Below are 26,490 nucleotides of genomic sequence, written 5' to 3'. Positions count from 1 at the left end.
GGCGTCTCCTCGCTCTCTGATCTCTTCATGACTCGGGAGTAACTTCCCGTACGACCGCGCGACCGTACCAAAGCGTGCCCTCCCCGTACCGACGGGACCGGAGCCCCTCGAAGCCCTGCGGCCAGCGGAATTCGCCCCGTCTGGTGCTGCGCTCCACGGTGGCGAGTGCGGAGGGGGACAACCACCCCTCCGAGCGGAGTGTGATCAGGATCTCCCGGACCTCGTCGTCCGGCACTTCGTACGGCGGATCGAGAAACACCAGGTCGTACGGCTCCTCCGGGGCCGGTCCGCGCACCGTCTGCGCCGCGCGGGCCGTACGCACCTCGGCTCCGGGCAGGCCGAGCGCGCGGACGTTCTCCCGGATGACCCGGGCGGCTCGGGCGTCGGCCTCGACCAGCAGGACGTGGGCCGCGCCCCGCGACAGCGCCTCCAGGCCGACCGCGCCGGAGCCGCCGTACAGGTCCAGGACGCGCAGCCCTCGCCAGCCGCCCGCGCCGCCCAGCTGCGACTCCCAGCTGGAGAACAGCCCTTCGCGGGCGCGGTCCGAGGTGGGCCGGGTGCCGGTGCCCGGCGGCACCGCCAGCCGTCGTCCGCCGGCCGCACCGGCGATCACGCGGGTCATGGGGTTCGGGTCCTCCGTCCGGGATACGGCGGTGCGGTACGGCCGCCACCTCCACGATATGGCGTGGCGGACCGCCGGCCCCCGTACGGACCGTCAGCCCTTGTCCAGATACTCCTCGCGCTCCTTGTCCACCAGCGCGTCCAGCGCCGTACGCAGCTCCGGGGCGTGCGTGAGCCCCGGGTCGTCGGCGACGATCGCGGTGGCCTCGCGGCGCGCGGCGGCGATCACGTCCTCGTCGTCGATGACGGACAGCATGCGCAGCGACGAGCGGACACCGGACTGCGCCTGCCCGAGCACGTCGCCCTCGCGGCGCTGCTCCAGGTCGATACGGGACAGCTCGAAGCCGTCCAGCGTCCCGGCCACGGCCTCCAGCCGGGCCCTCGCCGCCGCGGCCTCCGGCATCTCGGTGACCAGCAGGCAGAGCCCGGCCGCCGCGCCCCGGCCGACGCGGCCGCGCAGCTGGTGCAGCTGGGAGACGCCGAAGCGGTCGGCGTCCATGATCACCATGACGGTGGCGTTGGGTACGTCGACGCCGACCTCGATCACGGTCGTGGCGACCAGCACGTCCACCTCGCCCGCGGCGAAGCGGCGCATCACCTCTTCCTTCGCCTCCGGCGCCATACGGCCGTGCAGCGGCTCGACGCGGAGGGTGCCGAGCGGGCCGCCGGCCAGCTCCCGCGCAAGGTCCAGGACGGCGAGCGGCGGGCGCTTGTCCGGGTCCTGCCCGCCGTCAGCGCCGGCGGCCTCCGGATCCGCGCCGCCCGCCGCCGCTCCGCCCGCGCCGGGCTCGTCCTCGTCGCCGATGCGCGGGCACACCACGTACGCCTGGTGGCCGGCCTCCGCCTCCTCCCGTACGCGCTCCCACGTACGCGCGAGGAAGTGCGGCTTGTCCGCGGCCGGCACCACGTGGCTGGCGATCGGCGAACGGCCCGCGGGGAGTTGGTCGAGCACGGACGTCTCGAGGTCGCCGAAGACGGTCATGGCGACGGTGCGCGGGATCGGCGTCGCCGTCATCACCAGCAGGTGCGGCGGCTGCTTGCCCTTCGAGCGCAGCGCGTCGCGCTGCTCCACGCCGAACCGGTGCTGCTCGTCCACCACGACCAGCCCCAGATCGTGGAACTGCACCTTGTCCTCGATCAGCGCGTGCGTGCCGATGACGATTCCGGCCTCGCCGGTCGCCAGGTCCAGCAGCGCCTGGCGGCGGGCGGCGGCGCCCATCGAGCCGGTGAGCAGCACCACTTTCGTACCGTGCTCGGCACCGCCCAGCAGCCCGCCCTCGGCCAGGTCCCCCATCAGCCCGGTGACCGACCGGTGGTGCTGCTGGGCCAGCACCTCGGTGGGCGCCAGCAGCGCGGCCTGGCCGCCCGCGTCGACGACGGCGAGCATCGCGCGCAGCGCGACGAGCGTCTTGCCGGAGCCGACCTCGCCCTGGAGCAGCCGGTGCATGGGGTGTTCGGTGCCGAGGTCGGCGAACACCTCCTGGGTGACGCGCTGTTGGCCGTCGGTCAGCGTGAACGGCAGCCGCGCGTCGAACGCGTCCAGCAGCCCGTCCGCGACCGGTCTCCGCGCCACGGCGGGCAGTTCGGCCTCGGCGGCGCGCCGGCGGGCCAGCGCGACCTGCAGCACGAACGCCTCGTCCCACTTCAGCCGGTCGCGGGCGGCGGCGATGTCCGCCTTCGTACGCGGCCGGTGCACCTTGAGCAGCGCGTCCGGGAGCGGCACCAGCCCGCGCTGCTCCCGCATGGACGGCGGCAGCGGGTCGGTCAGCCCGCTCCAGCCGGTGGCCTCCATGGAGGTGAGGACGGTGTCGACGGCCTGCTCGATGTTCCAGGACTCCAGCTGCTTGCAGGCGGGGTAGAGCGGCAGCAGCTCGTTCGCGAACTTCTCTACGGTCTCCTGGCCGGTGTCGTCGTCGAGCAGTTTGTACTCGGGGTGCGCGAGCTGGAGCTTCCGGTTGAACACACCGACCTTGCCCGCGAACATGCCGCGCCTGCCCGGCAGCAGCTTGGCCTTGTTGCCGTGGACACCGCGGCCGAAGAAGACCAGCTGGAGCCGGCCGCTGCCGTCGGTCAGGGTCACCTCGAGGCGCTGGCCCCGGCCCCGGTTGAACGTGTGCACGCGGGCGTCCGCGATCCGCGCCACCACGGTGACGTGCTCGTCCAGCGGGAGGTCGGCCAGGCGCGTCAGCTCACCGCGCTCGGCGTACCGCCGCGGGTAGTGGTGCAGCAGGTCGCCGACCGTGTGCAGATCGAGATGCTCGGCCATCACCTTCGCGGTGTTTCCGCCGAGGACTTTCTTCAGTGGTTCGTCGAGCGAGGGCACGTCCCCATTGCACACCATGGCGCTGACAGAGCGGCGGTGAACGCGTGGCGGCGTCCGGCGATTGAGGACGGACCCGCGGCCGTCGGCCGCCGCGGGTCCGTCCTCAATCGCCGGACGGGCTTGATTGGGTGCCGCACATCTCCACGCGCGCCCGGCCGACTTGGCCGTGGCCGACTGCCGGGGATACGCGTGCTACTCGACGCCGATCAGCAGGCGGACCGGCTGCTGGTGGCCGTCGTAGACCACCGTGTCCACGGCCAGGTGGCCGCTCCGTACGCGCTCCTGGAGGTGCTCGGCCAGTCCCTCGGGCGCCTGCGCGCCCAACACCAGCGTGACCAGTTCGCCACCCGCCGCCAGCATCCGTTCCAGCACGTCGGCGGCTATCCGGCCGACGTCGTCGCCGATGACCGCCACGTCGCCGTCCACCAGACCCAGCACGTCGCCCGCCTGGCACACGCCCGCGGTCGTCCACGACCGGCACTCGGCGACGGTCACCTCGCCGTAGCGGGTGGCGCCCGCGGCGGAGGTCATGGCGACGACGTCCTCGTCGAAGCTGCGCTCCGGCTCGTGTACGGCGAGGGCGGCCAGGCCCTGTACGGCGGCGCGGGTGGGGATCACTGCGGTACGCACCCCGGCGGCACGCACCCGTTCGGCGGCGCGGGCGGCGGTGTGCTGGAGCTCGGGATCGTTCGGCAGCAGGACGGCCTCGGGCACGTGCGCCCGCAGCACCGCGTCGGCGAGGGCGTCCTCGCCGACGTCGCCGGGCTCGCCCGCGGACCGTACGACGGTCGCGCCCGCCTCCGTGCAGAGGCCCGCGAGGCCGTCGCCCGCGACGACCGCCACGACGGCGCGGCGGGCGCTCGCGGGGCAGGCGGCGTCGGTTCCGGTGGTGCCGGGTGCGGGGCCGTGGTCCTCGGCCGTGGCGGCGCCGGTGGCGAGGTGGTTGACGCGGATACGGTGCGGGCGGCCCGCTTCGACGCCCGCCTCGACGGCGGCGCCCGCGTCGTCGACGTGGACGTGGACGTTCCAGAGGCCGTCGCCGCCGATGACGACCAGCGAGTCGCCGAGCGCGTCGAGCGTGGCGCGGAGGCCGCGTACGGCGTCGTCTTCGGCATCGAGGAGGTACATCACCTCGAACGAGGGGGCGTGCGCGGCCAGTTCACCACCCGGACCCGCCTCGTCCGCCGGGGCGGCGGGCGCGGGCGCCGGTGCGGTGGCCGGTCCGGGGGCGGGTGCCGCGCCCGGCTCGCGTACGGTGTGCGGCTCGCGTTCCGGCTCCACGTCCCGTACGGCGCCCGGTACGGCATCCCGTACGGCGCCCGGCTCCGCCGCGAGCGCCGCGTACAGCGCGCCGAGCACCGCGACCAGGCCGCGGCCGCCCGCGTCCACGACGCCCGCGCGCGCGAGCACGGCGAGCTGGCCGGTCGTCGCCGCCAGCGCCTCGCCCGCCCCCGCGTAGGCGGCGCGCGCCACGGCGGCCGCGTCGCCGTCGGTGCGTTCCGCGGCGTCGGCCGCCGCCGTCGCGACGGTCAGCATCGTGCCCTCCACGGGGTGCGCCACGGCCTCGTACGCCGAGTCCGCGGCCCGGCGCAGCGCCCGCCGCAGCAGTTCCGCTTCCGCCTGCCCCTGGGCTGCGGCGGCCGTGCCGTAGGCCTCGGCCATGCCGCGGAGGAGCTGCGCCAGGATCGTGCCGGAGTTGCCGCAGGCGCCGAGCAGCGCGCCGCGCGACATGGCGCGCAGGACATCACCGGTGGTCGCGCCGACCAGCGTCGTACGGTGCGCGCTCGTACGGTCGCCCGCCAGGCCGTCGAGAGCGCGGGCGGCGGCCTCGACCGTGCGGTACATGTTGGTGCCGGTGTCCCCGTCCGCGACGGGGAAGACGTTGATCGTGTCGATCTCCGCACGTCCCCGGGCGAGCGCGTCCAGCGCCAGCGCGCACCAGTTCCGCACCGCGGCAGGGTCGAGCGGTTGCGGCACGGAGCTCCTCCTGGGGACGGGTGCGGTTCATGCTAGTTTCGCTGTTCGAGAGCGGCCGTTGTATGCTGCTCCGGTTGCCCGGTGCGAATCGGGCAGGATTTCCTCCCTGGCTGTGCCGGTCACCTCATGATCCAGCGACGCCGGGATTTACCGTAAGCGCATCTGAAGTCTTTGGAGTATCCCGTGGCTGCCAACTGCGACGTCTGCGGCAAGGGGCCGGGCTTCGGCAACAGCATTTCCCACTCGCACCGCCGCACCCCGCGCCGCTGGAACCCGAACATCCAGCGCGTCCGTGCCGTGGTCGGCGGGACGCCGAAGCGGCTCAACGCCTGCACCTCGTGCATCAAGGCCGGCAAGGTCTCGCGCTGACGTCAGCGCGGCCACCTCGCTGGCTGCCGTGAAGCCGGTCCTCCCTCGGGCGGACCGGCTTTTCCGTGCGCCCGGCGCACGCCGTACGCGCCGTTCCGCCCCCGCCCGTACGAGCCCCGCGCCGCCTTGAGCGCCCCGCGCCGCGCTGAGCCGTTGCGCTCCGCCTCAGCCGCGCCGCAGCCGCCAGCCGTGACCGACCGGGCCGATCCCCGCGCCCAGCGGGAAGCCCGCCGCGATGGCCCCCGTCACGTACTCCTTCGCCGCCGCGACCGCCTCCGGCACCGGCCGCCCGTGCGCGAGCTCCGCCGCGACGGCGGCGGCCAGCGTGCAGCCAGTGCCGTGCGTGTGCCGGTTGTCGTGCCGGGGTGCGCGCAGCCAGTGCTCCTCGGTGCCGTCCGTGAGCAGGTCCACGGCGTCGCCCGGGAGGTGGCCGCCCTTGATCAGGACCCAGCGCGGCCCGTACGCGAGGACCGCCTCGGCCGCCTGCCGCAGCTCCGCCTCCTCCCGTACGCGTACGCCGGTGAGCTGGGCCACCTCGTCGAGGTTGGGCGTGGCCACGGTGGCCGCGGGCAGCAGCCGGCCGCGTACGGCGTCCAGCGCGTCCGCGGCGAGCAGCGGGTCGCCGTGCTTGGAGACGCCCACGGGGTCGACCACGGTGGGCACCGGCGTCCCTGCCAGCAGCTCCGCGACCGTCTCGACCAGGACGGCCGAAGAGAGCATTCCGGTCTTGACCGCCTGCGTGCCGATGTCGTCGACGACGCTGCGGTACTGCGCCCGTACGGCCTCCACGGGCAGCTCCCAGGCGCCCTGCACGCCGAGGGAGTTCTGCGCGGTGACCGCCGTGAGCACGCTCATGCCGTGCGTGCCGAGCGCGAGCATCGTCTTGAGGTCGGCCTGGATGCCCGCGCCGCCGCCTGAGTCGGAGCCGGCGACGGTCAGCACGCGTGGTGGTGTGGGCATGCGTACGAATCTACGGTGCCGCGCACGCTCGCGTACGGGCGCCCCCGAGCACGCCGGTACCCTCGCGGCACCGGGAACCCGCGGCCACGGTGGGGACCCGCACCCACGGGTCCGCCGCCTCACGCGTCCTTGAAGTGGTTCCAGCCCCCCGCCTTGTCCCACGCCGCGCCGTCCACCGTCACGTGCGGCAGCGCGGACGGCGCCAGCACCTCGCCGATCGTGCGCCAGCGCGCCGGGAGCTTCTGGTCGGCCGGGAACGTGGCCACGATCGCGTGGTCCTCCCCGCCCGCCAGCACCCAGTGCAGCGGGTCCACGCCGACGGCCTGGCCGATGTCGTACATCTGGGCGGGCACGTCGAGTTCGGCCGAGCGGATGTCGATACGCACCTTGCTGCACTCGGCGATGTGCCCGAGGTCGGCGATGAGGCCGTCGCTGACGTCCGTCATCGCCGTCGCGCCGAGCGCGGCCGCCGCGGGCCCCGCGTGGTACGGCGGTTCGGGCCGCCGGTGCGCCTCCACAAACGCGCGCGGGGAACGGAAGCCGCGCGACAGCACCGTGTGACCGGCGGCGGACCAGCCGAGCCAGCCGGTGACGGCGACGACGTCGCCCGGGCGCGCGCCGGCGCGCGTGACCGGGTCCTGGTTGCGCATGTCGCCGAGCGCGGTGATCGCGACGGTGATCGTCTCGCCGCGTACGACGTCGCCGCCGACCACCGCCGCGGCGGCAACGCGCGCCTCGTCGCGGATGCCGTCCATCAGCTCCGAGGGCCAGTTCACGGGGAGTTCGGCCGGCACGACGAGGCCGAGCAGCAGCGCCGTGGGCACCGCGCCCATGGCGGCGATGTCCGCCATGTTCTGCGCGGCGGCCTTCCGTCCGACGTCGTACGCGGTGGACCAGTCGCGCCGGAAGTGCCGCCCCTCGACGAGGATGTCCGTGCTGGCGACGACCCGGCGGTCGGGCGCGCTCACCACCGCCGCGTCATCACCGGGACCGATGCGTACCGCGGACGTGGTGGTGAGCCGGGCGGTCAGCTCCCGGATGAGACCGAACTCCCCCAACTCCCCTACGGTGCTGGGGGTGTGGGAGTGTCCCCCGGAAGAACTCAGCATTGATAAGCCCCTTCACGATCCAACGTCGTCAACCCGCCGTTCCCGGCACCCCCGCAGGTCTCCCCGGCACGGGCGGGGACGCGGTACCGTAGCGTCCCCTTTTCCCCCATGATCCTCGTGGCCGCCCTGGAGGTTCCGTGGTACAGGCGTACATCCTGATCCAGACCGAGGTCGGCAAGGCGTCGACCGTCGCAGAAGTCATCGCCAAGATCCCGGGAGTGATGCAGGCAGAGGACGTGACCGGGCCGTACGACGTGATCGTGCGCGCCCAGGCCGACACCGTTGACGAGCTCGGCCGCCTGGTCGTCGCCAAAGTCCAGCAAGTGGACGGCATCACCCGCACCCTGACCTGCCCTGTGGTCCATCTGTAGCTCCCCCGTATGCTCGCCCGGTGAGTCCAGCACGTCGCCGCGCCGCTCGCCGGCTGTTCCCTCTTCCGCTCGCCCTCGCCACGGTGATCGCGATCGCGGGCTGTTCGTCCTCGGACGGCGGCGCGGGCCCGGCGGTCCCCAGTCCATCCGGGAAGGCCGCCGCGGCCTGCCGGACCCTGCACGGGGAACTGCCCGAGCGCGTGAACGGGCAGGACCGTACGGAGCTCGAGCCCGCGTCGGAATACACCGCCGCGTGGGGCGATCCCACCATCGAACTGCGCTGCGGAGTGCCGCGGCCCGAGGTGCTCACGCCCGGGAGTGAACATTACAACCCCACGTCTGACGCGGCGGAAGTGAATGGCGTCTCCTGGCTGATCGAACAGCGGGACGGGGGCTACCGGTTCACCACCACGGACCGCGCCGCGCTCTTCCTGGAGGTGACGGTCCCCGACGCGTACGCCCCGGAGGTCGGCGCCCTCACCGACCTCGCGAAGGCCGTACGGAGCGCCCTGCCGGCGGGGACACCACCGGCGCCCAAGGGCGGCTGATCACGCGGCTCTCCCCGCCGGACGGCCCGGAGACCGCCCGCGGAGCCGCCCGCGCAGAACACCCGTACGTGGCTAGCGCAGACCCGTCTCGCGGCGCAGCGCCGCCTGGATCAGCCGGTCGACCAGCTCCGCGTAGCCGATGCCGGTCTCCTCCCACATCCGCGGGTACATCGAGATGGGGGTGAAGCCGGGCATCGTGTTGATCTCGTTGATGACGAACTCGCCGTCCTCGCACAGGAAGAAGTCCGCACGCGCGAGCCCTTCGCCGGACACCGCGTCGAAGGCGCGCACGGCCAGCTCCCGTACGCGTGCGGTCTGCTCCTCGGTGAGCGGGGCGGGCACGATGCCGTTGGCCGAGTCGATGTACTTCGCCTCGAAGTCGTAGAAGTCGTGCGCGGATACGGGCGGGATCTCGGCCGGCACGCTCGCGCGCGGCCCGTCCTCGAACTCCAGCACACCGCACTCGATCTCGCGCCCGCGCAGCAGCGACTCCACGATGATCTTCGGGTCGTGGCGCCGGGCCTCCTCGATCGCCTCGTCCAGCCCGGCGAGCCCGTCGACCTTGGTGATGCCCATGGACGAGCCCGCGCGGGACGGCTTCACGAAGAGCGGCCACCCGTGGTCGCCGGCGAAGTCGACGATCCGCTTCCGCACCGCGGCCGGGTCCTGCCGCCACTCGCGGGGGCGGATCACGGCGTACGGCCCGACGGGCAGCCCGAACGACGTGAACACCCGCTTCATGTACTCCTTGTCCATGCCGACAGCCGACGACAGCACGCCCGCGCCGACGTACGGCACCCCCGACAGCTCCAGCAGGCCCTGCAGCGTGCCGTCCTCGCCGTACGGGCCGTGCAGCACCGGGAAGACGACGTCGACCTCGCCCAGCGCCTTGGGCACCTGGCCGGGCTCGGTGACGGTCACCTCACGGCTGCCCGGGTCGAGCGGCAGCAGCACGCCGCCGGTGTCGGAGTCGGCGAGCTCCGCCACGTTCGGGAGTCTGCGGTCCTCGATGGCCATGCGCTCGGGCTCGTCGGCCGTCAGCGCCCAACGGCCCTCCGAGGTGATGCCGATCGGCAGCACCTCGTACTTCTCCCGGTCGATGGCCCGCAGCACGGCGCCCGCCGTCACCACGGAGATCGCGTGTTCGGAGCTGCGGCCGCCGAAGACGACGGCGACGCGGGGCTTGTGGCTGTGGTCGTGGCTGCTCATCGCGACGACTTTACCGTCTCGCGCCCGGGAGGACGGGAGGCCTGCGCCGAGAGATTTACGGCCGTACGCCGTCCGCGTATGCCCCTCCCCCGCGTACGGCGCCCGCTCCTGTACGCCCTCCCGCGCCGCGCGCCGTCAGACGCGCCGCGCGCGGGGGCGTACGCGCGTCAGACGCCCTCGGCCTTCGCGCTGCGCGACATCAGCTCCTTGAGCGCGACCAGCGGCGGCGTGCCCTGGTGCACGATGCCCACGACCGTTTCGGTGATCGGCATGTCCACCCCGTGCCGCCGCGCCAGGTCCAGCACGGACTGGCAGGACTTGACGCCCTCCGCGGTCTGCCGGGTGACCTTGATGGTCTCCTCCAGCGTCATGCCGCGGCCCAGGTTCGTACCGAACGTGTGGTTCCGCGACAGCGGCGACGAGCACGTGGCGACGAGGTCGCCCATGCCCGCCAGCCCCGCGAACGTGTGCGCGTCGGCGCCCATCTCCAGCCCCAGCCGGGTGGTCTCGGCGAGCCCGCGGGTGATCAGCGACGCCTTCGCGTTGTCGCCGAGCCCCATGCCGTCGGCGATGCCGACGGCCAGCGCGATGACGTTCTTGACGGCGCCGCCCAGCTCGCAGCCCACGACGTCGGTGTTGGTGTACGGGCGGAAGTACGGCGTGTGGCAGGCCGCCTGCAGCCGCCGCGCCACCGCCTCGTCCCGGCAGGCGACGACCGAGGCGGCGGGCTGCCGCGCGGCGATCTCCTTCGCCAGGTTGGGGCCGCTGAGCACCGCGACCCGGGCCGGTCCGGCGCCGGTGACCTCGGCGATGACCTCGCTCATCCGCTCCGCGGTGCCGAGCTCCACACCCTTCATGAGGGACACCAGCACGGTGCCGGGGTGCAGCAGCGGCGCCCACCGCTCGAGGTTGCCGCGCAGCGTCTGCGAGGGCACGGCCAGCACGGTGAACTCCGCGCCGCGCGCCGCCTCCGCGGGGTCCGTGGTGGCCCGTACGGACGGGGGGAGTTCGACGCCGGGCAGGTAGTCCGGGTTGCCGCGGGTGGTGTTGAGCACGTCGACCAGTTCCGGCCGGCGGCCCCATACGGTCACCTCGCAGCCCGCGTCCGCCAGCACCATCGCGAAGGCGGTGCCCCAGGACCCGGTGCCGTAGACGGCGGCTCGCGTCACGCGTTCTCTCCCTCGTCGGCCTGTCCGGCCACATCGTTCTGTTTCGTGCGCTGTGTTGACTGCGCCGGCCGCACCCGATGTGTTGCCGGCGCCGTCTCGACGCCCTGCGCCGGCGTGCGCCGCACCGGCTTCGTACGCGGTGTGCGCGGCGTACGCGGGGCGGGCCGCTCCCGTTCCGCGACCGCCCTGCGGTACTCGAACCGTTCGGCCGGCGCCGGCTCGCCGCGGATCTCGGCGAGCTGCGCGGTGACCGCGTCCATGATGGTGTCCGTGACCACGCGCAGCACCTCGGCGGTGGGCTCCTGCCCGTAGAACTCCGACAGGTCGACGGGCGGGCCCGCCTGCACGGTGAGGGTCTTGCGCGGGAAGAGGCGCAGCCGCTTCTCCTTGGCGTACGGCGGCATCGCGAGGTTGGCGCCCCACTGCGCCACCGGGATCACCGGCGCCCTGGTGAGCAGGGCGACGCGGGCGGCACCGGTCTTGCCCTCCATCGGCCACATCTCCGGGTCCCGGGTGAGCGTGCCCTCGGGGTAGAACGCCACGCACTCGCCCTTGTTGATCGCGTCCACGGCGGCCCGGAAGGCGCCCACGGCGTCGGCCGATTCGCGGTACACGGGGATCTGCCCGGTGCCGCGCATGAACGTTCCTACGGGACCGCCCTTGAACAGGGCGACCTTCGCCAGGAATCGCGGCACGCGCCCGCTGTTGTACTGGAAGTGGGCGTACGAGAGAGGGTCGAGATACGAGTTGTGATTGACCGCCGTGAGAAAGCCGCCGTCAGCCGGAATGTGCTCCATTCCGCGCCAGTCCCGCTTGAAGAGCGTCACGAGCAGCGGTTTCGCCAAAACCGCAGCGAGGCGGTACCAGAAGCCGATTCTGCGGCGGAACACCGGGACACCATCTCCTCTTGGCTCTTAGCTGCGCACAGCCGTGGGGCGTTCCCAGCGGACGTCGGCTGTCGTGCACACCGTAACCCCGGGGCCGTCGGCATGCGGCGGGAGCAGACGAGAATGGGGCCGATGCAACACCACGAGACACCGGGCACGCAGCCGCCCTCCTGGCGCCTGGTCATTCCGCTGAAACCGCTGTCACGGGCCAAGAGCAGGCTCGCCGCGCACGCGGACGACGCACAGCGGCCCGGGCTCGCGCTGGCGTTCGCGCAGGACACGGTGAGCGCGGCGCTCGCGTGTACGGCCGTGGCCGGTGTGGCAGTTGTCACGGACGATGCGCGTGCGGCGGCGGAGCTGTCCGCGCTCGGCGCCCGCATCGTCCCGGACACCCCGTCCGGCGGCCTCAACGCGGCGCTCGTACACGGCGCGGCCGCCGTACGCGCGGAGGCACCCGGCGCGCCGGTCGCCGCGCTCAACGCGGACCTGCCCGCGCTGCGGCCCGGTGAGCTGGCACGCGTACTGGCCGCCGCGGCCGCTCACCCGCGGGCGTTCCTCGCGGACGCCGCCGGCACCGGCACCACGCTGCTGTCCGCCCGCCCGCCGCACGCGCTGGCACCGCACTTCGGCGAACGGTCCCGCGCACGCCATCTGGCCTCGGGAGCGGTGGAACTCACACTCCGCGACGTGCCGGGAGCGCGCCAGGACGTCGACACCGCGGACGATCTGCGGGCGGCGCTCGCGCTGGGAGTGGGCGGGTACTCGGCGGCAGCGGCGGCGCGTACGCTGCTGGCCATGCAGGCGACCTCGTACACGTACGACCCCGACACCCGTTCCGGCAGCGTGCTCCTGGACGACGGGACGCCGCTGCCGTTCGACGCCCCGGCCTTCGACGCGGGCGGCCTGCGGCTGCTGCGGCCGGGCCAGCGCGTACGGATCGAGGTGGAGGGAGAGGGCGACACCCGCCGGGTCACCCTGGTCACCCTCCAGACGCTGTAAGTCGCTCGGCTCGCCTCCGGGCGCTCGTACCCGGCGTCGACGCTCCTCGACGCTGCGCTCGTACCTCGCTTGGTCTCGTCACTTTCAACACCGGCGCGCCCTTTGGCTCGCGCGTGGGTAATTCACTCGGCTCGCCTCCGGGCGCTCGTACCCGGCGTCGACGCTCCTCGACGCTGCGCTCGTACCTCGCTTGGTCTCGTCACTTTCAACACCGGCGCGCCCTTTGGCTCGCGCGTGGGTAATTCACTCGGCTCGCCTCCGGGCGCCCGCTCGCTGCAACGCCCGCGGGCCGGGCTCCCCGTGGGGAGCCCGGCCCGGCGTTGTGACGTGTGGCCGCCGCCTTACCGCTTGCGGGCGGTGGTCTTCTTGGCGGTCCTGGTGCGCGCCGCCGACTTGCGGGCGGGCGCCTTCTTGGCGGTGCTCTTCTTGGCCGGGGCCTTCTTGGCGGTGGCCTTCTTGGCCGTCGTCTTCTTCGCCGGGGCCTTCTTCGCCGTGGCCTTCTTGGCCGTCGTCTTCTTGGCGGTGGCCTTCTTGGCGGTGGTCTTCTTCGCCGGAGCCTTCTTGGCCGTCGTCTTCTTGGCGGTGGCCTTCTTGGCGGTGGTCCTCTTCGCCGGAGCCTTCTTCGCCGCGGCCTTCTTCGTGGCGGCCTTCTTGGTGGTGGTGCCACCCGAAAGGCTGCCCTTCGGAGCCTTCTTGACGGCTACGTCGTTCCGCGGGAGCTTCTTCGCCCCGCTGACCAGGTCCTTGAAACCCTGCCCGGCGCGGAAGCGCGGCACCGATGTCTTCTTGACCCGTACGCGCTCACCGGTCTGCGGGTTACGCGCGTAACGGGCGGGCCGGTCCACCTTCTCGAAGGAACCGAAACCTGTGACCGAGACCCGCTCACCCGCGCACACCGCGCGGACAATCGCGTCCAGTACGACATCGACCGCGTCGGCGGCCTGCTGGCGTCCGCCGAGCTGATCGGAAATTGCTTCAACGAGCTGCGCCTTGTTCACGTCTTCCCCTTCGGAGGCATTGCCGGAACGAATGTGTCCAAGCTTTTTCGCACGGTAGGCAGATATATACCGCAAATCAAACACGAAACGGGCTAATCACCCTTGTGCCGCAACGAACTCGGCCCTCAAGGAGATCCGTCGGCGCTCTGACCCCCTTGTCCCGGAGGGAGCCGCCCCTCGTCGATGTCGGCCATCAGCCGGTCCAGACGCCGTGCGGCGTCGGCCAGATCGTGTTTGGTAGCAGCCGTGATCACGAGCAGCTTCCGCGTCAGCGCCACCCGTACGCTCTCCGGGACTTGCAGCGTGCGCACTCGCGCGTGTGCGTCTTTCAAGCGGGCGGCGACGCGGTCGTAGAGCTCGAGTTGACCGTCGCTTTCCATGCACCGATTGTGCCATCTGAGGTGAGTTGTCACCTCAGGAGCGCTCAACAAAGCCGTACGCCCCCTGCCCGAAGGCAGGGGGCGTGTCGCCGCCGTGGCGGGAAACTGCCTTGTCAGACCACCTGTGTCCGCGGTTTGAACGCGGCGCGCTGGGCCTCGTAATCCGTGATGGCCGTTTCGTTCGAGAGGGTGAGGCTGATGTCGTCGAGGCCCTCCAGGAGCCGCCAACGCGCGTTGTCGTCCAGCTCGAAGTCCGCGTCGACGCCCCGCGCGAGCACCTTGCACCGGACGAGGTCGACGGTCACCTCGGCGGCCGGGTCGGCCTCCGTCAGCTCCCACAGCGCGCGTACCGTCGGCTCCGGGAGTACGACCGTGAGCAGGCCGTTCTTGAGCGAGTTACCCCGGAAGATGTCGGCGAAGCGGGGCGAGATGACGGCCTTGAAGCCGAAGTTCTGCAACGCCCACACGGCGTGTTCCCGCGACGAGCCCGTGCCGAAGTCCGTGTCCGCGACCAGCACGCTGGCGCCCTGGTACTGCGGCTGGTTGAGGACGAAGTCCGGGTCCTTGCGCCACGCCTCGAAGAGGCCGTCCTCGAAGCCGTCACGCGTGACCTTTTTGAGCCAGTGCGCCGGGATGATCTGGTCGGTGTCGACGTTGCTGCGCCGCAGCGGAACGGCCCGGCCGGTGTGTGTGGTGAACGCTTCCATGGCTCTCAGACCCCCACGGGCTCGCGGCTGCTCGGATTTCCGGGACGGGACGGCAGATCGGCCGGCGAGGCCAGCCGCCCCAGCACCGCGGTGGCCGCGGCGACCTGGGGGGAGACGAGGTGCGTACGGCCGCCCTTGCCCTGCCTGCCCTCGAAGTTGCGGTTGGAGGTGGAGGCGGCGCGCTCCTGCGGCTTGAGCTGGTCGGGGTTCATGCCCAGACACATCGAACAGCCCGCGTGCCGCCACTCGGCGCCGGCCTCGGTGAACACCTTGTCCAGCCCTTCCTCGACGGCCTGCAGCGAGACCCGTACGGAGCCGGGTACCACCAGCATCCGTACGCCGTCCGCGATCTGGCGGCCCTCGACGACGGCCGCTGCGGACCGCAGGTCCTCGATGCGTCCGTTGGTGCAGGAGCCGACGAACACCGTGTCGACGGTGATCTCGCGCAGCGGCTTGCCCGCGGTCAACCCCATGTACTCCAGGGCCTTCTCCGCCGCCAGCCGCTCACCCGGGTCGGCGAAGCCGGCCGGGTCGGGCACGGACGCGGACAGCGGCGCGCCCTGGCCCGGGTTGGTGCCCCAGGTGACGAACGGGGCCAGCTCGTCGGCCTCGATGACCACCTCGTGGTCGAAGACGGCGTCGTCGTCGGTGCGCAGCGTGCGCCAGTACGCGACGGCCTCGTCCCAGTCGGCGCCCTGCGGGGCGTGGTCGCGACCCTCGAGATACGCGAAGGTCGTCTCGTCGGGGGCGATCATCCCGGCCCGCGCGCCCGCCTCGATCGACATGTTGCAGATGGTCATCCGGGCTTCCATCGACAGCTTCTCGATGGCCTCGCCGCGGTACTCCAGCACGTAACCCTGACCGCCGCCGGTGCCGATCTTCGCGATGATCGCCAGGATCAGGTCCTTGGCGGTGACGTCCGCGGGCAGCTCGCCGTTGACCGTGATCGCCATGGTGCGGAACGGTGCCAGCGGCAGCGTCTGCGTCGCCAGCACGTGCTCGACCTGGCTGGTGCCGATGCCGAACGCGAGCGCGCCGAACGCGCCGTGCGTGGAGGTGTGGCTGTCACCGCAGACCACGGTGGTGCCGGGCTGGGTCAGCCCCAGCTGCGGCCCGACGACGTGCACGACGCCCTGCTCGACGTCGCCCAGCGGATGCAGCCGTACGCCGAAGTCCGCGCAGTTCTTACGGAGCGTCTCCAGCTGGACACGGGAGACGGGGTCCGCGATGGGCTTGTCGATGTCCAGCGTCGGGGTGTTGTGGTCCTCGGTCGCGAGCGTGAGATCCGTACGGCGCACGCGCCGGCCCGCCTTGCGGAGACCGTCGAACGCCTGCGGGCTGGTCACCTCGTGCAGGAGATGCAGATCGATAAAGAGGAGGTCGGGCTCACCTTCCACGCGCCGGACGACATGGTCGTCCCAGACCTTCTCCGCGAGTGTCCGTCCCATCGGATTCCCTTCGGCCGGCCGCATTGCCGACCACTTTCTCGAGACCTTCGCCGGCACCCGATCCGCGCGTGCCGGGTGTCGGCCGTCACTCCAGACTGGCGGGTGCGGCGGAAAATTGAACTTGCGTTTCACACTCTGAGACGCAAGTATCGACGCATGGACAACACTAGTGGCGCCTCGAGCGGAGTGGGCGTTCTCGACAAGGCGGCTCTGGTTCTCAGCGCTCTGGAGTCCGGCCCGGCCACGCTCGCCGGGCTGGTCGGAGCCACGGGCCTGGCCCGCCCGACGGCCCACCGGCTCGCCGTCGCCCTGGAGCACCACCGCATGGTGGCCCGGGACATGCAGGGACGTTTCATCCTCGGACCGCGGCTGGCCGAGCTGGCCGCCGCCGCGGGCGAGGACCGGCTGCTCGCGTCGGCCGGCCCCGTGCTCACGCATCTGCGGGACGTGACGGGCGAGAGCGCCCAGCTCTACCGGCGGCAGGGCGAGATGCGCATCTGCGTCGCGGCGGCCGAGCGGCTGTCCGGACTGCGGGACACCGTCCCGGTGGGCTCCACACTGCCGATGAAGGCCGGCTCGGCCGCACAGATCCTGATGGCCTGGGAGGAGCCGGAACGGCTGCACCGCGGCCTCCAGGGCGCCCGCTTCACGGCGACGGCGCTGTCGGGCGTACGGCGCCGGGGCTGGGCCCAGTCCATCGGCGAACGGGAGCCGGGCGTCGCCTCCGTCTCCGCGCCCGTACGAGGGCCCTCGAACCGCGTGGTGGCCGCGGTGTCCGTCTCCGGCCCGATCGAGCGGCTGACACGGCACCCGGGCCGTATGCACGCCCAGGCGATCGTGGACGCCGCGGCGCGGCTCAGCGAGGCGCTGCGGCGGGGCGGGGCGGTCTGAGCGCGTTACGCGCGCCACGCACGCCAGGCACGAATTCGCGCCGCTCGTACGGGACTTGGCGGGCGGCGCGGGTGGTACGGGCGTCACACACCGTACGTCTCCGCGTACACCGCGAACGCGAAGAAGCCCTCCCCCGGCTGCTGCCGGGTGGAGGGCTTCCTTGTGCTTGATCGCGTACCCCCGACCGGATTCGAACCGGCGCTACCGCCTTGAGAGGGCGGCGTGCTAGGCCGCTACACAACGGGGGCCCTGGCGTGATTCCGAAGAATCAGTACCCCCGACCGGATTCGAACCGGCGCTACCGCCTTGAGAGGGCGGCGTGCTAGGCCGCTACACAACGGGGGCATCGATCTTGTGAAGCGAGATCGCGCTGGGCTACCAGGACTCGAACCTAGACTAACTGAACCAGAATCAGTCGTGCTGCCAATTACACCATAGCCCACCAAAACACAACCCCTGCCGGGGACTCTGTCTGGATGGCCGCCTCCCGGTGTCCCGGCCCTGTGGGCCGTCCCGTTCGGCGACAGGAAGAACATTACCCGATGGCGGCACCCGCTCCAAAACGGGTTCCGCCGCCCGGCGCGGCCCCATGACCGCCTTCGTCCGTCGCCGACACCGCCCGGCGGCCCTCACGGCTCGCCGATGCCGACGGCCCGCACCGGGCGGCGCGGGTCATTCCACGGTGGGGGGCTCCACGCGGAGGGCCGGGAGGTTGCTCTTCAGGGCCTTGGCCCAGGTGCCGTCCGCCGTCATCTCCTTCAGGGCGGCGGTGAGTTTCTCCTTGAGCGGGCTGTTCTTCGGCAGGCCGATGCCGTACGGCGCCTCGCTCAGTTCGAGGCCGCCCAGCCTGAACGTGCCGGGGTCCTGCGCCGCATACCCCGCGAGGAGCGCGTCGTCCGTCGTGAAGGCGTCCACTTCGCCGGCCTTGAGTGCGTCGACGCACTCGGCCTGCGTGCTCTTCTCGCGTATGTCGGCCTGCGGGGCGGCGGTCTGCTTGAGGTGGAGGGCGGGGGTGGAGCCGGTGACGGAGCAGACGGCCTTGCCGTTCAGGTCGGCCGCGTTCTTGATCGACGTGTCGTCCATCCGCAGCAGCACGTCCTGGTGTGCGACCAGGTACGGGCCCACGAAGTCGACCTGACGTGACCGGTCGTCGGTCATCAGGAAGGTGGAGACGGTGAAGTCGACCTTTCCGGCCTGGAGCATGCTGATCCGTTCGGCGGCGGTCACCGTCCGCCACTCGATGTCCTCGGGGCCGTAGCCGAGCGCCTCGGCGAGGTATCTGGCGGTGTCGGCATCGAAGCCGGTGAACGCGCCGTCCGTCCCCTGGTAACTCAGGCCGGGCGCACCGGCCTTGACGGCGATCCTGATCTTCTTGCCGCTGCCGGGCTGCTCGGCGCCGGCCTCGTCCGAGTCACCGCCCGTGGTCCCGCCAGAGGCCGTTCCCCTGGCGTTGTCCGCCGGGGTGCCGCCGTCGCCGTCCGGGAGCAGCGCCCAGAGGAGGACGCCGGTGAGCGCCACGGCTCCGGCCGCCGTCCCATACGCCCAGACGCGCCGGCCGGGGCGGCCGGGCGGAGGGGGCGGGACAGGCGAAGCGGGCGGCCGCTGCGGGGCGTTGACGGGTGGCGCCGCCGGGCCGGAGGGCTGCGGCGGGGCCACCATGTAGGACGTCGCCGTATCGGGCGGCGGCACGTACGTGCTCACCCCCGCGAGCCCTGAATCCGCCTCCGCGCGCGCGGACTCCCCCGCGGCCCCCGCGGCTCCGGGCTCCCCCGTCCTTTCCGCTCCCGCTCCCGCCTCCGCCAGCAGCCGGTCCAGTGCGCCGGCGTCCGGGCGCGCGGCCGGGTCCCGTACGAGGACCGCCGTCAGCGCCTCCGTGAGCGGACCGGCCCGGCCGGGCGGCGGCACCTCCTCGCTGAGGACCGCTGCGAGCGTGGCGAGGGTGTTTCCGCGACGCATCGGGTTGTGGCCCTCAACGGCCGCGTAGAGGGTCAGCGCCAGGGACCACAGGTCCGCCGCGGGGCCACCCTCCTCGCCCGACACCCGTTCCGGCGCCATGTACTCCGGCGTGCCGATGACGGCACCGGACACCGTGAGCGTGGTGGCTCCCTGGATGGCGGCGATGCCGAAGTCCGTCAGGACGGGGGTGCCGTCGGGCCGCAGCAGGATGTTGCCGGGCTTGATGTCCCGGTGCTGGATCCCGGCCGCGTGCGCGGCGCGCAGCCCGGCGAGGATGCCGCGCCCCAGCGCCGCCGCCTCGGCGGGCGGCAGCGCACCACGGGCCAGCCGGTCCTGGAGTGAGCCACCGTGGACCAACCAGTTCCATGACGAGCCAGGGGTACGAGCCCTCGCCCTCGTCGACGATCTGGTACATGGTGACCACGTTGGGCTGCCCGACCCGGGCAAGCGCCCTGGCCTCGCGCAGGACCCGCTCGCGCAGGGCGCGGGCGGCCTCCGGGTCGTACTCGGCCAGGTCCGGGTCGCGCGGACGCACTTCCTTGACCGCGACCTCACGGTGCAGCACCTCGTCGCGGGCGCGCCAGACCAGGCCCATGCCGCCGCCCCCGAGCCGGTCCAGCAACGTGAACCGGCCGTCGATCACCCGCGCCACCGCGCCCCTCCCCCTCGCATGCCGACCGCTCAGACTCTGTCACACGTACGGGGGCGGGGCGGGCGGGCGCCGGGGTCAACTCCGGGGCAGCGCCGCCAGCTTGGCCAGGGCGGAGTCCACGCGCAGCAGCGTGCGCTCGCGGCCCAGCACCTCGAGGGACTCGAACAGCGGGAGGCCGACCGTACGGCCCGTGACGGCGACGCGGAGCGGCGCCTGCGCCTTGCCGAGCTTCAGGCCGTGCGCCTCGCCCGCGGCCAGGACGGCCTCCTTGAGCGGGTCCGCGCGCCACGAGTCGCCGTCGAGCTCGGCCAGCCGGGAGTGGATGGACCGCAGGACGTCTTCGGCGCCCGGCTTCATCGCCTTCTGCCAGGACGCCTCGTCCGCCACCGGCTCCGGCAGGAAGAGGAAGTCGACGTTCTGGGTGATGTCGGCGAGGACGGTGAGCCGGGTCTGGGCCAGCGGGGCCAGTTCCTCGAACGCGGCCTGGTCGAAGTCCTCTTCGGCCCACGGCGCGTACGGCGCCTTCAGCCAGGGCGCGCAGGCCGCCGTGAAGTCGGCCACGGACAGCTCGCGGAGGTGCGCGGCGTTGATCGCCTCGCACTTCTTGAGGTCGAAGCGGGCCGGGTTGGCGTTCACGTCGCCGATGTCGAAGGCGGCGACCAGCTCGTCCAGCGAGAAGATGTCCCGGTCCTCGGAGAGCGACCAGCCCAGCAGGGAGAGGTAGTTGAGGAGGCCCTGCGGCAGGAAGCCCCGCTCGCGGTACAGGTTGAGGGAGGACTCGGGGTCGCGCTTGGAGAGCTTCTTGTTGCCCTCGCCCATGACATACGGGAGATGGCCGAACGCCGGCGTCTCGCCCTTGCCGACGCCGATGTCCGCGAGAGCGCGGTACAGCGCGATCTGCCGCGGCGTGGAAGACAGCAGGTCCTCGCCGCGGAGGACGTGCGTGATCTCCATCAGCGCGTCGTCCACCGGGTTGACCAGGGTGTAGAGCGGGGCACCGTTGGCGCGCACGATGCCGTAGTCCGTGACGTTCTCCGGGGCGAACGTGAGCTCGCCGCGCACCAGGTCGGTGAAGGTGATCGCCTCGTCCGGCATCCGGAAGCGGACGATGGACGTCCGCCCCTCGGCCTCGTACGCGGCGATCCGGTCGGCGCTCAGGTCGCGGCACTGGCCGTCGTACCCGGACGGCCTGCCCGCCTTGCGCGCGGCCTCGCGGCGGGCCTCCAGCTCCTCGGCGGTGCAGAAGCAGCGGTACGCGTGGCCGCCCTGCCGGAGCTTCTCCGCGACGTCCCGGTAGATGTCCATGCGCTGGGACTGGCGGTACGGGGCGTGCGGGCCGACGGGCTCGGCCGCGGAGCCGGTGCCGGTGCCGGTGCCGTACGGGGCGGGGCCCTCGTCCCAGTCGAGGCCGAGCCAGCGCAGCGAGTCCAGCAGCTGCTCGTACGACTCCTCGGAGTCGCGGGCCGCGTCCGTGTCCTCGATCCGGAGCACCAGGGTGCCGCCGTGGTGCCGGGCGAACGCCCAGTTGAACAGCGCGGTGCGGACCAGGCCGACATGCGGGTTGCCGGTCGGGGACGGACAGAAACGTACGCGGACGTGGGACGCGTTAGTCACGCTTGATCACCTTGTTGGTGAGAGTGCCGATGCCTTCGATGGTGACGGCGACCTCGTCGCCGACGTGGAGCGGGCCCACCCCCGCCGGGGTGCCCGTGAGGATGACGTCTCCGGGGAGCAGCGTCATGGCCTCGGTGATGTGCACGACCAGGTCCTCGACGGAGCGGACCATCTCGCTCGTACGGCCGAGCTGGCGCTGCTCGCCGTTGACCGTGCACTGGACGGCGAGGTCCGCGGGGTCCACCTCGGTCTCGACCCAGGGGCCGAGCGGGCAGGAGGTGTCGAAGCCCTTGGCGCGTGCCCACTGGTTCTCCGCGCGCTGGACATCGCGGGCGGTGACGTCGTTGGCGCAGGTGTAGCCGAGGACCACGTCGCGTACGCGGGCCCGCGGGACCTCCTTGCACATGCGGCCGATGACGACGGCCAACTCGGCCTCGTAGTGCACCTCGGAGGAGAACCCCGGGTACGCGATGGGGTCGCCGGGGCCGGCCACGGAGGTGGACGGCTTGAAGAACGTGACCGGGACGTCCGGCACGTCGTTGCCCAGCTCGCGGGCGTGCTCGGCGTAGTTCCGGCCGATCGCGACGACCTTGTTGGGGAGTACCGGCGGCAGCAGCCGGACCTTGTCCAGCGGGATCCGCTGGCCCGAACGCTCGACCCCCGCGAAGGGATGGCCCTTGATGATGTCGAGTTCGTCGCCCTCGACGACGCCGAAGGCGACGTTTCCGTCCAGGGAGAATCTGGCGATGCGCACGGGGTTTCCTTCTGGCCTTGCCGGCCTACGACCTGCGGGGGCTTGTGCTTACCGGGGCCCCAGCGTATGCCACACGCGTGGGGCGCCGCCCCTCAGACCCGTGCCCCGCCCGGCCGCGGACCGGACGGGGCACCCACCCAAGCCCGTCCGGCGTTTGAGGACGGCCCTCGGCCGCGACGCACGCACACCGGGCCCCGGCGCCCGGCCTGCCACCGGCCGGTGGCCGCCCCTGTCCGTCCTCAAACGCCGGACGGGCTGGATTGGCACAGGCACGTGGCCAGAACGCGCGTCGCTGGTGGTCGAGGGCCGGACGGGCTGGAAACGCGTTCCGGCTACCGCAGGCGGGCCATCAGCGCGTGTTCGACCAGCGTGATCAGCGCGCTCTTGGCGTCGGCGCGGTGCCTGGCGTCGGTGGTGATGATCGGCGCGTCCGGCCCGATCTGCAACGCCTCCCGCACCTCCTCCGGCGTATACGGCTGATGCCCGTCAAAACCGTTCAACGCGATGGCCTTGGGCGGGCGGCGCCTGCGCGGGCGTGCCCTCGGCGGGGGCGCCGGGCGCGGTCGAGGCGCCCTGGCGCGGCACTCCGGCGCCGCCGGGGCCTCCCGGGCCGCCCGCGCCGCCGAGCACGTCCGACCGGCGCAGGCCCACGGTGTGTTCGGGCCGCCGCGCGGAGGCGTCCGCGCCGGTGCCCGCCCCACGTCCGCCCTCGGCGGGGCGCGGGATGCGGATGCCGACGGTGTCCGTCGGGTGGTCGCCGCCGCCGCGCGGCGAGTGCCTGCCGCCCTGTGCTCCCGACTGACCCTGCGCGCCCGGCTGGCCCTGAGGCCCCTGCGGTGCGGGCGTCTGCCCCTCGGCGGAACCGGTCGGGCCTGCCGCCCCGGCCGCGCCTGCCCCGCCCGCGTCGCTTCCGCCCGTACGTCCCCAACTCCCGCGCGGATCAGCCGTACCCGCGGCTGCCGCGCCCTGGTCGCCCGGCTGCTCGTCGCCGCCTGGCTCGCCCCAGGCGACGCGGCGTTCGCTGTCGCCGCCGAAGCCGGACTGCTGCGAGGTGTCGGCGTGCCAGGCCGTGGCGGCCTCGGGGCGGTTGCCGTGCAGCCTGCGCGGGTCGTCCCAGTCGGTCACCTCCGGCTCGTGCGGGGCGACTTCGCCGCGCGGACGCAGTTCGGGGAGCGAGTCGCCGTCGGAGGCGCCCGGGCCGCCCGGGCCGCCGCCTGCGGGCCCGGAGCCCGACGCCGTACCGGATGTGGTGCCCGCGGGCAGCTCCTCCTCGTCGAAGAAGATCGGGCCCGTCTCCTCGGCGGACGCCCGGCCCGAGCCCTGCGCGGAGCCCGTGCCGGACTCGGACGGGAACCCCGCCGGCTCCTCGTACGGCGTCACCTCCCGGCCGTCCCCGCTCACCACGCGGCCCTCCAGCGGCCGTCCGCCGCCCCCGGCGGGCGCCGCGGAGCCGCCTTGCCCGCCCTGGCCGCCCGGTACGGGGGGCTGCGGCATCGGCTCGCCCTCCCTCGGCTCGGGGCGGCTGGTGCCCGGTACCCAGGCCGTGCCATCCCAGTACCGGATGTATCCCGGAATGGACGGGTCTGGATAGAACCCGGGCATGGGGCTTCCGCTGGCGGATCCTGCGGGTGGGGCACTCATCTGTCCAGGTCCCGTATCTCTCGACCGTTGTGTCGGCATGTGACGTGCGACGTGGGGGGCTCCGCGGCCCCGCCTCGCGGGCGGGGCCGACTCGCGCGGAGACAACATCTACCAGACGCGGCCGACGAAGTGCCTGCCCCGAACGGCCGGTCCCGGCGGCCGCCCGGGACCGGTCCGCCGCCGGCGAGAGCCGTCCCGAAAAAAGTCCCGCGAAGTCGCGTAAGGATATCCGCCCCGCGCGCTCTCTCCCTGTGCAGGACCGTCCGCGCCGGCCGGACGGACGCACAGAGCGAAAGGGCACAACATGCACACCGTCGTCGAGAGGGAACTCGAGCTGAAGCTGGTGCTGTCGCCTGAGCGCAGCATCCCCGTACCGGCCCGGCTCACGTACCGCACGAACGATCCGTACGCCGTCCACATGGCGTTCCACATCGGCTCCGAATCCCCCGTCCGCTGGACCTTCGCCCGCGAACTGCTGGTGGAGGGCGTCTTCCGGCCGTGCGGCCACGGGGACGTACGGGTGTGGCCGACCAAGGTCAACTCCCGCAACGTCCTCTGCATCGCGCTGACTTCACCCGACGGGGACGCGCTCCTGGAGGCACCGACCGTGGCCGTCTCCGCCTGGGTCGAGCGCACGCTGAGGGCGGTGCCGCCCGGCAGTGAACCGGAACTGCTCGGGATCGACGAAGGGCTGAGCGAACTGCTCACCCCGACCCCGGGCGACGACCTCTTCCTGAACGACCCGTGGCCCTCGGACGAGACGGGGGAGGCGGGTGCCTGAGTACGTGCGCGAGTACGGCGGGGCGCCCGTGAGCGCCCACGGTGCCCCGAGCGGCGGGGTGTCCGAGAACGGCAGGGTGTCCGAGAGCGGCAGGGTGTCCGTGGCACGCCGTGTTGACGTGCCACGTGGCGCCGCGGTTGACGCGCCGGTTGACGCCCCGCGTGACAAGCCCGTCCACGGGCCGCGCGGCATGCCCCTAGACGTGTCGTGCCCGTCGGGCCCCGCGGCAGCACCGCGGGACCGGTCAGCCCCCGCTCTCACGGGAGGCCTGGCGTACGAGCGGGACGACCCGCAGCGGCACCGGGTTCTCCATCACGATCGCCGTCGAGGCGCGCACGATGCCCTCGAAGCCCACGACGCGGTCGATGACGCGCTGGAGGTCGGCGTTCGAGCGCGCCACGAGGCGGCAGAGCATGTCGCCGTGACCGGTCGTGGTGTGCAGCTCCAGCACCTCGGGGACGGTGGCCAAGTGTGCCCGTACGTCGGCGCCCTGGCCCTGCTTGATCTCCAGGGTCGCGAAGGCCGTCACCGGATAGCCGAGGGCACCCGTGTCCACGTCCGGGCCGAAGCCGCGGATCACGCCGCTCGACTGCAGCCGGTCCAGCCGTGCCTGCACGGTGCCGCGCGCGACGCCGAGCCGCCGGGACGCCTCGAGCACGCCGATACGGGGCTCCTCCGCGAGGAGCTCCAGCAGCCGCCCGTCGAGCCGGTCGATCGCCATGGGGTGTCCCTCCACCGTTCGAATGCTGGTCATCCTGTGCAGATAGACCGGCGCGTCCCGTTCATCGCTATACACATTGTCCAGACGAAATGCAAACTATTGCGCACCTTGTGGTTCAGCGGCAGCCTTCGAGGATGACTGAGACCACGCACACAACCCCCGACACCGCCCGGCAGGCCGACCCCTTCCCGGTGAACGGAATGGACGCGGTCGTCTTCGCCGTCGGCAACGCCAAGCAGGCCGCCCACTACTACTCCAGCGCCTTCGGCATGAAACTCGTCGCCTACTCCGGACCGGAGAACGGCAGCCGGGAGACCGCGAGTTACGTACTCGAGTCCGGTGCGGCCCGTTTCGTCCTCACGTCGGTCATCAAGCCCGTGACCGACCACGGACGCTTCCTCGCCGACCATGTCGCCGAGCACGGCGACGGCGTCGTCGACCTCGCCATCGAGGTGCCGGACGCGCGCGCCGCCTACGCGTACGCGGTGGAGCACGGCGCGACGGGCGTCGAGGATCCGCACGAGGTGAAGGACGAGCACGGCACGGTGGTGCTCGCCGCGATCGCCACGTACGGCAAGACCCGGCACACGCTGGTCGAACGGAGCGGCTACGACGGCCCGTACCTGCCCGGCTACGTACGCTCCGCCCCGATGGTCGCGCCGCCCGAGAAGCGCACGTTCCAGGCCATCGACCACTGCGTCGGCAACGTCGAACTCGGCAGGATGAACGACTGGGTGGCCTTCTACAACAAGGTCATGGGCTTCACCAACATGAAGGAGTTCGTGGGCGACGACATCGCCACCGAGTACTCCGCGCTGATGTCGAAGGTCGTCGCGGACGGCACCAAGAAGGTGAAGTTCCCGATCAACGAGCCTGCGGTGGCGAAGAAGAAGTCGCAGATCGACGAATACCTGGAGTTCTACGGCGGCCCGGGCGTCCAGCACATCGCGCTGGCGACGAACGACATCGTGACGACCGTACGGACGATGCGGGCGGCCGGCGTGCAGTTCCTCGACGTCCCCGACTCGTACTACGACACGCTCGGCGAGTGGGTCGGCGACACGCGCGTCCCGATCGACGTGCTGCGCGAGAACAAGATCCTCGCGGACCGCGACGAGGACGGCTACCTGCTCCAGATCTTCACCAAGCCGGTCCAGGACCGCCCGACGGTCTTCTTCGAGATGATCGAGCGGCACGGGTCGATGGGCTTCGGGAAGGGCAACTTCAAGGCTCTCTTCGAGGCGATCGAGCGGGAACAGGACAGGCGCGGCAACCTCTGACGCGCCGCCGCCACTTGAGGACGGCCTCCGCCACATCAAGCCCGTCCGGCGTTTGAGGACGGCCCTCGGCCACGATGTAGCGGCACTGTGGGGCGATACCGCACCACATGAAGCCCGTCCGGCGA

General features: G+C 72.4%; 22 protein-coding genes, 3 tRNA genes and 3 pseudogenes. 7 read left to right on the top strand and 21 right to left on the bottom strand.

The annotated features are described in order from the left end of the window. Positions 1 to 25: 25 nt before the first annotated feature. The 3 genes from rsmD to DVA86_RS11490 form a co-directional block, all read right to left on the bottom strand. Entirely contained in the window at positions 26 to 622 is a 597-nt protein-coding gene (gene rsmD, locus DVA86_RS11500) for a 16S rRNA (guanine(966)-N(2))-methyltransferase RsmD (RefSeq protein WP_208877891.1), read from the bottom strand. A gap of 93 nt (positions 623 to 715) precedes the next feature. Then, complete coding sequence (gene recG, locus DVA86_RS11495) at positions 716 to 2,962, bottom strand: ATP-dependent DNA helicase RecG (protein WP_208877890.1); 2,247 nt, start codon at positions 2,960 to 2,962, stop codon at positions 716 to 718. A 174-nt stretch (positions 2,963 to 3,136) separates the two neighbouring features. After that, on the bottom strand, positions 3,137 to 4,921 hold the full coding sequence (locus tag DVA86_RS11490; RefSeq protein ID WP_208877889.1) for a DAK2 domain-containing protein: 1,785 nt from the start codon (positions 4,919 to 4,921) through the stop codon (positions 3,137 to 3,139). Between the two features lie 183 nt (positions 4,922 to 5,104). Here DVA86_RS11490 and rpmB point away from each other — a divergent pair, with 183 nt between their 5' ends. Next, positions 5,105 to 5,290, top strand: coding sequence for a 50S ribosomal protein L28 (gene rpmB / locus DVA86_RS11485; protein WP_027751466.1), 186 nt, complete (start codon positions 5,105 to 5,107; stop codon positions 5,288 to 5,290). A gap of 165 nt (positions 5,291 to 5,455) precedes the next feature. Here rpmB and thiD read toward each other — a convergent pair whose 3' ends face one another. Continuing rightward, a complete protein-coding gene (thiD, locus tag DVA86_RS11480; protein ID WP_208877887.1) occupies positions 5,456 to 6,250 on the bottom strand; it encodes a bifunctional hydroxymethylpyrimidine kinase/phosphomethylpyrimidine kinase in 795 nt (264 codons plus the stop codon). 119 nt (positions 6,251 to 6,369) lie between these two features. Next, complete coding sequence (locus DVA86_RS11475; protein WP_208877885.1) at positions 6,370 to 7,359, bottom strand: thiamine-phosphate kinase; 990 nt, start codon at positions 7,357 to 7,359, stop codon at positions 6,370 to 6,372. 137 nt (positions 7,360 to 7,496) lie between these two features. Between DVA86_RS11475 and DVA86_RS11470 the strand changes: the two genes are divergently transcribed. Then, positions 7,497 to 7,730, top strand: coding sequence for an Lrp/AsnC family transcriptional regulator (locus tag DVA86_RS11470; RefSeq protein ID WP_208877883.1), 234 nt, complete (start codon positions 7,497 to 7,499; stop codon positions 7,728 to 7,730). Positions 7,731 to 7,750: 20 nt separating this feature from the next. Continuing rightward, entirely contained in the window at positions 7,751 to 8,278 is a 528-nt protein-coding gene (locus DVA86_RS11465) for a DUF3515 domain-containing protein (RefSeq protein ID WP_425470811.1), read from the top strand. 72 nt (positions 8,279 to 8,350) lie between these two features. Here DVA86_RS11465 and DVA86_RS11460 read toward each other — a convergent pair whose 3' ends face one another. The 3 genes from DVA86_RS11460 to DVA86_RS11450 form a co-directional block, all read right to left on the bottom strand. Then, a complete protein-coding gene (locus tag DVA86_RS11460; RefSeq protein ID WP_208877882.1) occupies positions 8,351 to 9,487 on the bottom strand; it encodes a D-alanine--D-alanine ligase family protein in 1,137 nt (378 codons plus the stop codon). A gap of 167 nt (positions 9,488 to 9,654) precedes the next feature. Further along, positions 9,655 to 10,656 carry an NAD(P)H-dependent glycerol-3-phosphate dehydrogenase gene (locus DVA86_RS11455; protein ID WP_208877881.1) on the bottom strand — a complete coding sequence of 334 codons (1,002 nt, stop codon included), beginning with the start codon at positions 10,654 to 10,656 and terminating at the stop codon, positions 9,655 to 9,657. After that, positions 10,653 to 11,546, bottom strand: coding sequence for a lysophospholipid acyltransferase family protein (locus DVA86_RS11450; protein ID WP_208877879.1), 894 nt, complete (start codon positions 11,544 to 11,546; stop codon positions 10,653 to 10,655). Before DVA86_RS11450 ends, DVA86_RS11455 begins: the two co-directional genes overlap by 4 nt. Before the next feature lie 129 nt (positions 11,547 to 11,675). Between DVA86_RS11450 and cofC the strand changes: the two are divergent. Beyond that, positions 11,676 to 12,344 (top strand): annotated as a pseudogene (gene cofC, locus DVA86_RS11445) (2-phospho-L-lactate guanylyltransferase); the annotation flags it as partial. A 539-nt stretch (positions 12,345 to 12,883) separates the two neighbouring features. Here the strand turns inward: cofC and DVA86_RS11440 are convergent. The 4 genes from DVA86_RS11440 to leuC form a co-directional block, all read right to left on the bottom strand. Continuing rightward, positions 12,884 to 13,540, bottom strand: coding sequence for an HU family DNA-binding protein (locus tag DVA86_RS11440; RefSeq protein ID WP_208877875.1), 657 nt, complete (start codon positions 13,538 to 13,540; stop codon positions 12,884 to 12,886). Between the two features lie 125 nt (positions 13,541 to 13,665). Next, on the bottom strand, positions 13,666 to 13,920 hold the full coding sequence (locus tag DVA86_RS11435) for an SCO5555 family protein (protein WP_208877873.1): 255 nt from the start codon (positions 13,918 to 13,920) through the stop codon (positions 13,666 to 13,668). 113 nt (positions 13,921 to 14,033) lie between these two features. Then, complete coding sequence (gene leuD / locus DVA86_RS11430) at positions 14,034 to 14,627, bottom strand: 3-isopropylmalate dehydratase small subunit (RefSeq protein WP_208877871.1); 594 nt, start codon at positions 14,625 to 14,627, stop codon at positions 14,034 to 14,036. Positions 14,628 to 14,632: 5 nt separating this feature from the next. After that, positions 14,633 to 16,075 (bottom strand): 3-isopropylmalate dehydratase large subunit, encoded by a 1,443-nt coding sequence (gene leuC / locus DVA86_RS11425; protein WP_208877870.1) that lies wholly within the window; start codon positions 16,073 to 16,075, stop codon positions 14,633 to 14,635. A gap of 156 nt (positions 16,076 to 16,231) precedes the next feature. Here leuC and ndgR point away from each other — a divergent pair, with 156 nt between their 5' ends. Further along, on the top strand, positions 16,232 to 16,966 hold the full coding sequence (gene ndgR, locus DVA86_RS11420) for an IclR family transcriptional regulator NdgR (protein ID WP_208877869.1): 735 nt from the start codon (positions 16,232 to 16,234) through the stop codon (positions 16,964 to 16,966). A 175-nt stretch (positions 16,967 to 17,141) separates the two neighbouring features. On the opposite strand, the gene DVA86_RS11415 is transcribed toward ndgR, so the two are convergent. The 8 genes and pseudogenes from DVA86_RS11415 to DVA86_RS35270 all read right to left on the bottom strand — a co-directional run bounded on the left by DVA86_RS11415 (position 17,142) and on the right by DVA86_RS35270 (position 23,544). After that, positions 17,142 to 17,214, bottom strand: a tRNA-Glu gene (locus DVA86_RS11415). Positions 17,215 to 17,238: 24 nt separating this feature from the next. Then, a tRNA-Glu gene (locus tag DVA86_RS11410) sits at positions 17,239 to 17,311 on the bottom strand. A gap of 25 nt (positions 17,312 to 17,336) precedes the next feature. Next, positions 17,337 to 17,408: transfer RNA gene (locus DVA86_RS11405), tRNA-Gln, on the bottom strand. 230 nt (positions 17,409 to 17,638) lie between these two features. Continuing rightward, positions 17,639 to 19,517, bottom strand: a pseudogene (locus DVA86_RS11400) (bifunctional serine/threonine-protein kinase/glutamate ABC transporter substrate-binding protein). A 132-nt stretch (positions 19,518 to 19,649) separates the two neighbouring features. Further along, positions 19,650 to 21,188 carry a glutamate--tRNA ligase gene (gltX, locus tag DVA86_RS11395; RefSeq protein ID WP_208877868.1) on the bottom strand — a complete coding sequence of 513 codons (1,539 nt, stop codon included), beginning with the start codon at positions 21,186 to 21,188 and terminating at the stop codon, positions 19,650 to 19,652. Next, positions 21,181 to 21,942, bottom strand: coding sequence for a fumarylacetoacetate hydrolase family protein (locus tag DVA86_RS11390; protein WP_208877866.1), 762 nt, complete (start codon positions 21,940 to 21,942; stop codon positions 21,181 to 21,183). The genes gltX and DVA86_RS11390 overlap by 8 nt, the downstream gene beginning before the upstream one ends. A 332-nt stretch (positions 21,943 to 22,274) precedes the next feature. Further along, positions 22,275 to 22,457, bottom strand: a pseudogene (locus DVA86_RS11385) (ATP-binding protein); the annotation flags it as partial. Further along, entirely contained in the window at positions 22,429 to 23,544 is a 1,116-nt protein-coding gene (locus tag DVA86_RS35270) for a DUF2510 domain-containing protein (RefSeq protein ID WP_245996498.1), read from the bottom strand. The pseudogene DVA86_RS11385 and the gene DVA86_RS35270, both read right to left, overlap by 29 nt. Before the next feature lie 343 nt (positions 23,545 to 23,887). Between DVA86_RS35270 and DVA86_RS11375 the strand changes: the two genes are divergently transcribed. Next, a complete protein-coding gene (locus tag DVA86_RS11375; RefSeq protein ID WP_208877864.1) occupies positions 23,888 to 24,364 on the top strand; it encodes an SsgA family sporulation/cell division regulator in 477 nt (158 codons plus the stop codon). Between the two features lie 244 nt (positions 24,365 to 24,608). On the opposite strand, the gene DVA86_RS11370 is transcribed toward DVA86_RS11375, so the two are convergent. After that, positions 24,609 to 25,085 carry an Lrp/AsnC family transcriptional regulator gene (locus DVA86_RS11370; protein WP_208884620.1) on the bottom strand — a complete coding sequence of 159 codons (477 nt, stop codon included), beginning with the start codon at positions 25,083 to 25,085 and terminating at the stop codon, positions 24,609 to 24,611. A gap of 134 nt (positions 25,086 to 25,219) precedes the next feature. Between DVA86_RS11370 and hppD the strand changes: the two genes are divergently transcribed. Beyond that, positions 25,220 to 26,365, top strand: a complete 1,146-nt coding sequence (gene hppD, locus DVA86_RS11365; RefSeq protein ID WP_208877863.1) for a 4-hydroxyphenylpyruvate dioxygenase — start codon at positions 25,220 to 25,222, stop codon at positions 26,363 to 26,365. Positions 26,366 to 26,490: the final 125 nt, after the last annotated feature.

It is taken from the genome of Streptomyces armeniacus (assembly GCF_003355155.1).
Classification (GTDB): Bacteria; Actinomycetota; Actinomycetes; order Streptomycetales; family Streptomycetaceae; genus Streptomyces; species Streptomyces armeniacus.
The sequence above is the reverse complement of the archived record's forward strand: the minus strand, read 5'-3'. Positions and strand labels throughout refer to the sequence as shown.

Excerpts from the sequence above, each read along its gene's own strand:
- rsmD (WP_208877891.1), bottom strand. The coding sequence starts at position 622 with ATGACCCGCGTGATCGCCGGTGCGGCCGGCGGACGACGGCTGGCGGTG.
- recG (WP_208877890.1), bottom strand. The coding sequence starts at position 2,962 with ATGGTGTGCAATGGGGACGTGCCCTCGCTCGACGAACCACTGAAGAAA.
- thiD (WP_208877887.1), bottom strand. The coding sequence starts at position 6,250 with ATGCCCACACCACCACGCGTGCTGACCGTCGCCGGCTCCGACTCAGGC.
- DVA86_RS11475 (WP_208877885.1), bottom strand. The coding sequence starts at position 7,359 with ATGCTGAGTTCTTCCGGGGGACACTCCCACACCCCCAGCACCGTAGGG.
- DVA86_RS11460 (WP_208877882.1), bottom strand. The coding sequence starts at position 9,487 with ATGAGCAGCCACGACCACAGCCACAAGCCCCGCGTCGCCGTCGTCTTC.
- DVA86_RS11435 (WP_208877873.1), bottom strand. The coding sequence starts at position 13,920 with ATGGAAAGCGACGGTCAACTCGAGCTCTACGACCGCGTCGCCGCCCGC.
- leuD (WP_208877871.1), bottom strand. The coding sequence starts at position 14,627 with ATGGAAGCGTTCACCACACACACCGGCCGGGCCGTTCCGCTGCGGCGC.
- leuC (WP_208877870.1), bottom strand. The coding sequence starts at position 16,075 with ATGGGACGGACACTCGCGGAGAAGGTCTGGGACGACCATGTCGTCCGG.
- ndgR (WP_208877869.1), top strand. The coding sequence starts at position 16,232 with ATGGACAACACTAGTGGCGCCTCGAGCGGAGTGGGCGTTCTCGACAAG.
- DVA86_RS35270 (WP_245996498.1), bottom strand. The coding sequence starts at position 23,544 with ATGCCCGGGTTCTATCCAGACCCGTCCATTCCGGGATACATCCGGTAC.
- DVA86_RS11375 (WP_208877864.1), top strand. The coding sequence starts at position 23,888 with ATGCACACCGTCGTCGAGAGGGAACTCGAGCTGAAGCTGGTGCTGTCG.
- DVA86_RS11370 (WP_208884620.1), bottom strand. The coding sequence starts at position 25,085 with ATGGCGATCGACCGGCTCGACGGGCGGCTGCTGGAGCTCCTCGCGGAG.
- hppD (WP_208877863.1), top strand. The coding sequence starts at position 25,220 with ATGACTGAGACCACGCACACAACCCCCGACACCGCCCGGCAGGCCGAC.